7 protein-coding genes are annotated in these 6,534 nt (G+C 73.1%); 5 read left to right on the forward strand and 2 right to left on the reverse strand.

The annotated features are described in order from the left end of the window. Positions 1-43: 43 nt before the first annotated feature. Positions 44-1,183 carry an acyl-CoA dehydrogenase family protein gene (locus ACIRF9_RS05885; protein ID WP_403816925.1) on the forward strand — a complete coding sequence of 380 codons (1,140 nt, stop codon included), beginning with the start codon at positions 44-46 and terminating at the stop codon, positions 1,181-1,183. After that, on the forward strand, positions 1,183-2,295 hold the full coding sequence (locus tag ACIRF9_RS05890; protein WP_403816928.1) for an acyl-CoA dehydrogenase family protein: 1,113 nt from the start codon (positions 1,183-1,185) through the stop codon (positions 2,293-2,295). Before ACIRF9_RS05885 ends, ACIRF9_RS05890 begins: the two co-directional genes overlap by 1 nt. A gap of 29 nt (positions 2,296-2,324) precedes the next feature. Here ACIRF9_RS05890 and ACIRF9_RS05895 read toward each other — a convergent pair whose 3' ends face one another. Then, a complete protein-coding gene (locus ACIRF9_RS05895) occupies positions 2,325-2,816 on the reverse strand; it encodes an FBP domain-containing protein (protein WP_403816931.1) in 492 nt (163 codons plus the stop codon). Positions 2,817-2,886: 70 nt separating this feature from the next. Between ACIRF9_RS05895 and ACIRF9_RS05900 the strand changes: the two genes are divergently transcribed. Then, positions 2,887-3,456, forward strand: a complete 570-nt coding sequence (locus tag ACIRF9_RS05900; protein ID WP_403816934.1) for a TetR/AcrR family transcriptional regulator — start codon at positions 2,887-2,889, stop codon at positions 3,454-3,456. Next, on the forward strand, positions 3,453-4,610 hold the full coding sequence (locus ACIRF9_RS05905; protein ID WP_403816937.1) for a GDSL-type esterase/lipase family protein: 1,158 nt from the start codon (positions 3,453-3,455) through the stop codon (positions 4,608-4,610). Before ACIRF9_RS05900 ends, ACIRF9_RS05905 begins: the two co-directional genes overlap by 4 nt. Before the next feature lie 5 nt (positions 4,611-4,615). Here the strand turns inward: ACIRF9_RS05905 and ACIRF9_RS05910 are convergent, their stop codons facing one another. Then, entirely contained in the window at positions 4,616-5,338 is a 723-nt protein-coding gene (locus ACIRF9_RS05910) for a vWA domain-containing protein (RefSeq protein WP_403816940.1), read from the reverse strand. Positions 5,339-5,438: 100 nt separating this feature from the next. Between ACIRF9_RS05910 and ACIRF9_RS05915 the strand changes: the two genes are divergently transcribed. Beyond that, the gene (locus ACIRF9_RS05915; RefSeq protein WP_403816943.1) at positions 5,439-6,347 is read left to right on the forward strand and encodes a rhomboid family intramembrane serine protease; all 909 of its coding nucleotides are present in this window, start codon (positions 5,439-5,441) and stop codon (positions 6,345-6,347) included. Positions 6,348-6,534 lie beyond the last annotated feature (187 nt).

Raw genomic sequence — 6,534 nt, forward strand, 5'->3', positions numbered from 1 at the left:
CACGCTAACCTACCAAACACTTGTTAGGGAAGGATGGCAGTCCATGGATCTCGCCCCCACCCGGGAAGAGGAGGCCTTCCGCGCCGAGGCCCGCGCCTGGCTCGACGCGCACGTGCCCGCCGTCGCGCCGCCTTCCCTGGAGACGGAGGAGGGCTTCGCCGCGCACCGCGCGTGGGAGGCCGAACTGGCCGCGGACGGCTGGTCGGTGGTCGACTGGCCGACGGCGTACGGCGGGCGGGACTGCGGGCTGGCCCGGTGGCTGCTCTTCGAGGAGGAGTACTGGGCGGCGGGCGCCCCGGGGCGCGTCAACCAGAACGGGATCAGCCTGCTCGCCCCCACCCTCCTGGAGCACGGCACGGAGGAACAGCGAGCCCGCGTCCTGCCGCCCATGGCCACCGGCGAGACCGTCTGGGCGCAGGCCTGGTCGGAGCCCGAGGCCGGTTCGGACCTGGCCTCCCTGCGCTCCCGGGCGGTCCGTACAAACGGCGGCTGGCTGCTCAGCGGCCAGAAGACCTGGTCCTCCCGGGCGGCCTTCGCCGACCGCGCCTTCGGACTGTTCCGCAGCGACCCGGACGCCCCGAAACCCCACCAGGGGCTCACCTACGTCATGTTCGGCCTGCGCGCGCCCGGGGTCACCGTCCGCCCGATCGGCCGTCTCGACGGGAAGCCGGCGTTCGCCGAGATCTTCCTGGACGAGGTGTTCGTGCCCGACGAGGACGTGATCGGCGAGCCCGGCCGGGGCTGGCGGATCGCGATGGCGACGGCGGCCAACGAGCGCGGGCTGACCCTGCGCTCCCCCGGCCGTTTCCTCGCGGCGGCCGACCGTCTGCACGCCCTCTGGCGGGAGCGGGGCTGCCCCGCGGAAACGGGCGCGCGCGTCGCCGACGCCCTCATCGGCGCCCGCGCCTACCAGCTCTTCACCCATGCCGCCGCCTCCCGCTTCCTGGCGGGCGAGCGGCTCGGCCCGGAGTCCAGTCTGAACAAGGTCTTCTGGTCCGAGTTCGACATCGCGCTGCACGAGACGGCCCTCGACCTCCTGGGCGAGGAGGGCGAGCGGGCGGACACCGACTGGGCGGAGCGGTACGTGTTCTCCCTGGCCGGTCCGATCTACGCGGGGACGAACGAGATCCAGCGCGACATCGTCGCCGAGCGCCTGCTCGGCCTGCCGAAGGGACGCCGCTGATGCGCTTCCTCCTCGACCCCGAGCAGCGGGCGTTCGCCGACTCCCTGGACGCGCTGCTGACGGCGGCGGACACCCCGAGGGTGGTCCGGGAGTGGAGCCGGGGTGAGCACACGAGCGGGCGCGCCCTGTGGCGCCGCGTCGCGGAGGCCGGCGTGTTCGCCCTGGCGGTGCCGGAGGCGTACGAGGGGCTGGGACCCCGGCCGGTCGACCTGGCCGTGGCGTTCGTGGAGCTGGGACGCCACGCGGTGCCGGGGCCGCTGGTGGAGACGGTCACGGCGGCGGCCCTGATCCGTGAACCGGGTCCGGCGAAGCGGCTGCTGCCCGCGCTGGCCGCGGGCGAGTCCGTGGCGACGGTGGCGTACGAGGGTGCGTACGCGCTGGACGGCGACATGGCGGACGTACGACTGTCACTGACCCCGGAGGGCCTACGGCTCGCGCCCGGCCCCGACGACCCGCCCCTCGCCCCTGGTTCCGACGACCCGCGGCTCACCTCTGGTCCCGACAGCCCGCGGCTCACCTCCGGCCACGCCGGCCCGCCACTCGCTCCTGATCCCGACTCCCCGTCCCGCGCCCCTCGCCCCGACGGCCGGCCGCTCGCCTGCGATCACGACGGCGTGCGGATCTCGTTGGACCCGGCGCGGCGGCTCACTCGGCTTCGGCCGGGTGGGGAACTGCTCGCCGGCGGGCCGCCCGCGCGGGAGGCGCTGCTGTTGGCCCGCCTCGTGACCGCCGCGCAGGCCCTCGGCGTGGGACTCGCCCTGCTCGACCGGACGGTGGCGTATGTGCGACAGCGCACGCAGTTCGGTGTGCCCGTCGGCTCGTTCCAGGCGGTCAAGCACCGGCTGGCGGACGCGAGGATCGCGTTGGAGTTCGCGCGGCCGCTGGTTCTGGGCGCCGCGGTGACGATGACGGCGGCGGACGTGGCGGCCGCGAAGGTGAGCGCCTGCGAGGCGGCGTACGCGACCGCCCGGACCGCGCTCCAGTTGCACGGCGCGATCGGGTACACGGCGGAGTACGACCTGTCGCTGTGGCTGACCAAGGCGCGGGCGCTGCGCACGGCGTGGGGCACTCCGCAGGAGTGCAGGGCCGACGTGCTCGCCGCGCACATATGACCCTCGGCCCATGACCCTCGGCCCATCCCTCAGCCGGTCACCTTGGCGACGAACGCGGCGAGGTTGGCCACGGTCCGGTCGATCTTCTCCTCCAGGCTGATCGTCTCGTGCAGCCGGGCGCCGATGCCCGCGTCCCGCAGTCCGCGCACATAGAGCGAGCAGGCGAGGTCGGCGCACATGTAGGCGCCGACCGAGTTGCCCTGCTGGCCCGCCCGGCCCGCCCTGGGCGCGACCAGCAGGGAGACACCGCCGGAGTGGGTCGTCAGACACAGGGAGCACATGCTGCGCCGGGCCTGTCCGACGCCTCCCGCGGAGGCGCGCAGGGTGAGGGCCTTCGGGCGGCCGTCCAGCTCGACGACGAGGTAGGCGCGGTCGGGGGCCTGCGGGTCGCGCCAGCCGAGGTAGTCCAGGTCGCCCCAGGGCCGCTCGGCCAGGTCGCGCGGGACGGACAGGCGCTTCGCCTCGCCCTTGGTGCAGTTGACGAAGGCCGCGCGGATCTCTTGCTCGGTCAGGGGCTTCATAAAAGCGAGGCTAATTTGCCTAAAGCTTTTAGGCAAATGCATACTCATTTCAGTCGAAGGGAGACGGAACATGGTGCGGGTCGGGCTGACCACGGAACGCCTGGTGCGGGCGGGCGCCGAACTGGCCGACGAGGTCGGCTTCGACGAGGTGACCGTCTCGGCGCTGGCCAGACGGTTCGACGTCAAGGTGGCGAGTCTGTACTCGCATGTGAAGAACTCCCAGGACCTGCGGACCCGCATCGCCCTGCTCGCCCTGGAGGAGCTCGCCGACCGGGCCTCCGAGGCGCTGGCCGGACGGGCCGGCAAGGACGCCCTGACCGCGCTGGCCAACGTCTACCGCGACTACGCCCACGAGCACCCCGGCCGCTACGCCGCCGCCCAGCTCCGGCTCGACCCGGAGACGGCGGCCGCCGGCGCGGGCGTCCGGCACGCGCAGATGACCCGGGCGATCCTGCGCGGCTACGACCTCACGGAACCGGACCGGACCCATGCGGTCCGCCTCCTCGGCAGCGTCTTCCACGGCTATGTCAGCCTGGAGCTGGGCGGCGGCTTCAGTCACAGCGCCCCGGACACGGACGAGACCTGGACCCGTGTCCTGGACGCCCTCGACGCGCTGCTGCGCACCTGGCCCGCCGCATGACCGGGCCCGCGTGGATCACCACGCCCGTCACCGCGGACCTGCTGCGCGGCGCCCTCGACCTGGAGCGCACCGAGCACGGGGTGCTGCCACACCGGCTGCCCGCACGCGCGCGTGCCCAGTGCGCCGACCCCCAGCTCGCCATGGCCGAGTCCCAGCCCTCGGGCGTGCGGCTCGCCTTCCGCAGCGAGGCCACCGCGATCGAGCTGGACGCGCTGCCCACCCGACGCGTCTACGTCGGTGCCCCGCCCCGCCCGGACGGGGTGTACGACCTGCTCGTCGACGGCCGCCCGGCCGGCCGGGCCGGTGTGACGGGCGGCGGCCGCACCCTGACGATCGACATGGCCGCCGGAACCACCCGCACGGACTCCGGCCCGGTCGGCACGGTCCGCTTCACCGGCCTGCCGGACGGCGTGAAGGACATCGAGATCTGGCTCCCGCACAACGAGACCACCGAACTCGTGGCCCTGCGCACGGACGCCCCGGTGGAGCCCGCTCGGCCCTCCGGCCGCAGGGTGTGGCTGCACCACGGGAGTTCGATCAGCCACGGCTCCGACGCGGCGACCCCGACGGGTGTCTGGCCCGCGCTGGCCGCCTCACTCGGCGGCGTGGAGCTGATCAACCTGGGCCTGGGCGGCAGCGCCCTGCTCGACCCGTTCACCGCCCGCGCCCTGCGGGACACGCCCGCCGACCTGATCAGCGTCAAGATCGGCATCAACCTGGTCAACACCGACCTGATGCGGCTGCGCGCCTTCGGTCCCGCCGTCCACGGCTTCCTCGACACCGTCCGCGAGGGCCACCCGGCCACACCTCTGCTGGTCGTCTCCCCGATCCTCTGCCCCATGCACGAGGACACCCCCGGCCCGACCGCCCTCGACTTCACCACCGTGGCCGAAGGGCGGCTGTGGTTCCAGCCCATGGGCGATCCGGCCGAGGTGGCGAGCGGAAAGCTGACCCTGCGGGTCATCCGCGACGAGCTGGCCCGGATAGTGGAGCAGCGCTCGGCCGACGACCCGCATCTCCACTACGTCGACGGCCGCGACCTCTACGGCGAGGCCGACGCCGCGGAACGGCCCCTCCCCGACGGCCTCCACCCGGACGCGGCCACCCACCGCCGCATCGGGGAGCGCTTCGCCGAACGGCTGCTGCGCCTGTAGCGGGCCTACGGCCGTACGATCCCCGCCGCCCGCGCCGCCACCAGCCACTTCGGGAACTCGCCCACCAGCCGGTCGTACAACTCCGCGTCGGACACCTCGCGCGGATCCGAACCGGCGTGGAAGAAACCGGCGTTGTCGACCACCCGCTTGCCGGGTACGGCCAGTTCGTCGAGCTTGCGCAGGAAGTCGAACTGCTTGCTGCCCCGGTCGCCGAAGCCGATGAACTGCCAGAACAGCGGCAGCCGCGCCGCCTTGCAGAGATAGCGCTCGGCGGCGAGCTTGTTGATCGGGCCGCCGTCGGTCTGGAAGACGACGAGCGCGGGCTCGCGGGAGCCGCTGTCCAGGTAATGGTCGATGACCGCGTCCATCGCCAGGTGGTAGCTGGTCTTGCCCATGTGCCCGAGCCCGGCCACGATCCGCTCGACACGGCCCCGGTGGTCGGCGAGCGCGATGTCGGTGACGGCGTCGACGTCGGTGGAGAAGAACACCACCGGGACCCGGCCGTCGTCGTCGAGGTGGGCGGACAGGCCCAGCACCCGGTCGGCCAGCGCCTGCACACTGCCGTCCTGGTAGTACGGCTTCATCGACCCCGAGTAGTCGACCACCAGATAGACGGCGGCCCGCTGCCCGTCGAGACCGTGCTTCGTGAGGGACACCCCGGCGCTCTTGTAGAGGTTCACCAGCGCGGGAGCGGTCTCCTGGACCTTGCTCAGACTGATCGCGACCATGGCCCCCACCCTCCCACATCCACCGGCGTTCGCTATTTTGTGCGTTCGCCGTCCCCACCGGCTCTTTTCCTGTCCCCACCCGCTGTTCGAGGAGCCGGCCGTGGAGCCCGAGTCCGCCGTCACCACCTGCTATCGCCACCCCAAGGTGGAGTCCTACGTCAGCTGTACGCGCTGCGAGCGGTTCATCTGCCCCGACTGCATGCGCGAGGCGGCGGTGGGCCACCAGTGCCCGGAGTGCGTGAAGGAAGGCGCGCGGTCCGTACGCCGGGCCCGTACCGTCGTCGGCGGACGGGTGTCGGCGGTGCCGCTGGTGACGTACGTCCTGATCGGGCTCAACGTCCTCGCGTACCTGGCGGAGTTGGTGCGTCCGGAGGTCGTGGACCGGTTCCAGATGCTGGGCCGGGGGCTGGCCGGGCCCGACGGCGGCCACTACCTGTGGGTGGCCGGCTTCCCCTCGGACTACCACCTCGAAGGTGTCGCCGACGGCGAGTGGTACCGGCTGATGACCGGCGCTTTTCTGCACATGCCGCCCACCGAGGGCACCTTCGGGATCCTGCACATCGTGATGAACATGGTGTCGCTGTGGAACCTGGGCCGGGTGGTGGAGGGTCAGCTGGGCCGGATCCGCTACCTCGCCCTCTACCTGCTGTCGGCGCTGGGCGGTTCGGTGCTGGTGCTGCTGATCGCGCCCGACACCGCCACGGTCGGCGCCTCCGGCGCGATCTTCGGCGTCGGTGCCGCCTACTACGTCCTGGCCCGCCGGCTGGGCGCCGACATGAACCAGGTCAACCGGTTCATGGCGGGCCTGCTGTTGTGGCTGGTGATCTCCGCGGGCCTCACCTCCTGGCAGGGGCACCTCGGCGGGCTGCTCGCGGGTGGCGCGGTGACCCTGGCGTACGCCTACGCCCCCCGGGACCGCCGCCGGCCGTGGATCCAGGCGAGCGTGTGCGTGGCCCTGCTGGCGCTGCTGGTCGTGTGCGCCTGGGCCAAGGCCAGCGCACTGACCTGATCACCGGCGCCGGCCCGATCCGCGGCGCCCGAGCGACAAGGAGCGACCGGGGCGCCCCAGCAGCGAGCGGCAACCACCTGACCGGCGGACAGGCGCCCGAGCGACGAGCGGCGCCCCCACGACCGGGCCGCCCGCCTGATCAGCGACGCCGCCCGCTCAACCGCGCCCCGGCGGCGGGCGGCGCCCG

The organism is Streptomyces sp. NPDC096132, assembly GCF_044763345.1.
Classification (GTDB): domain Bacteria; phylum Actinomycetota; class Actinomycetes; order Streptomycetales; family Streptomycetaceae; genus Streptomyces.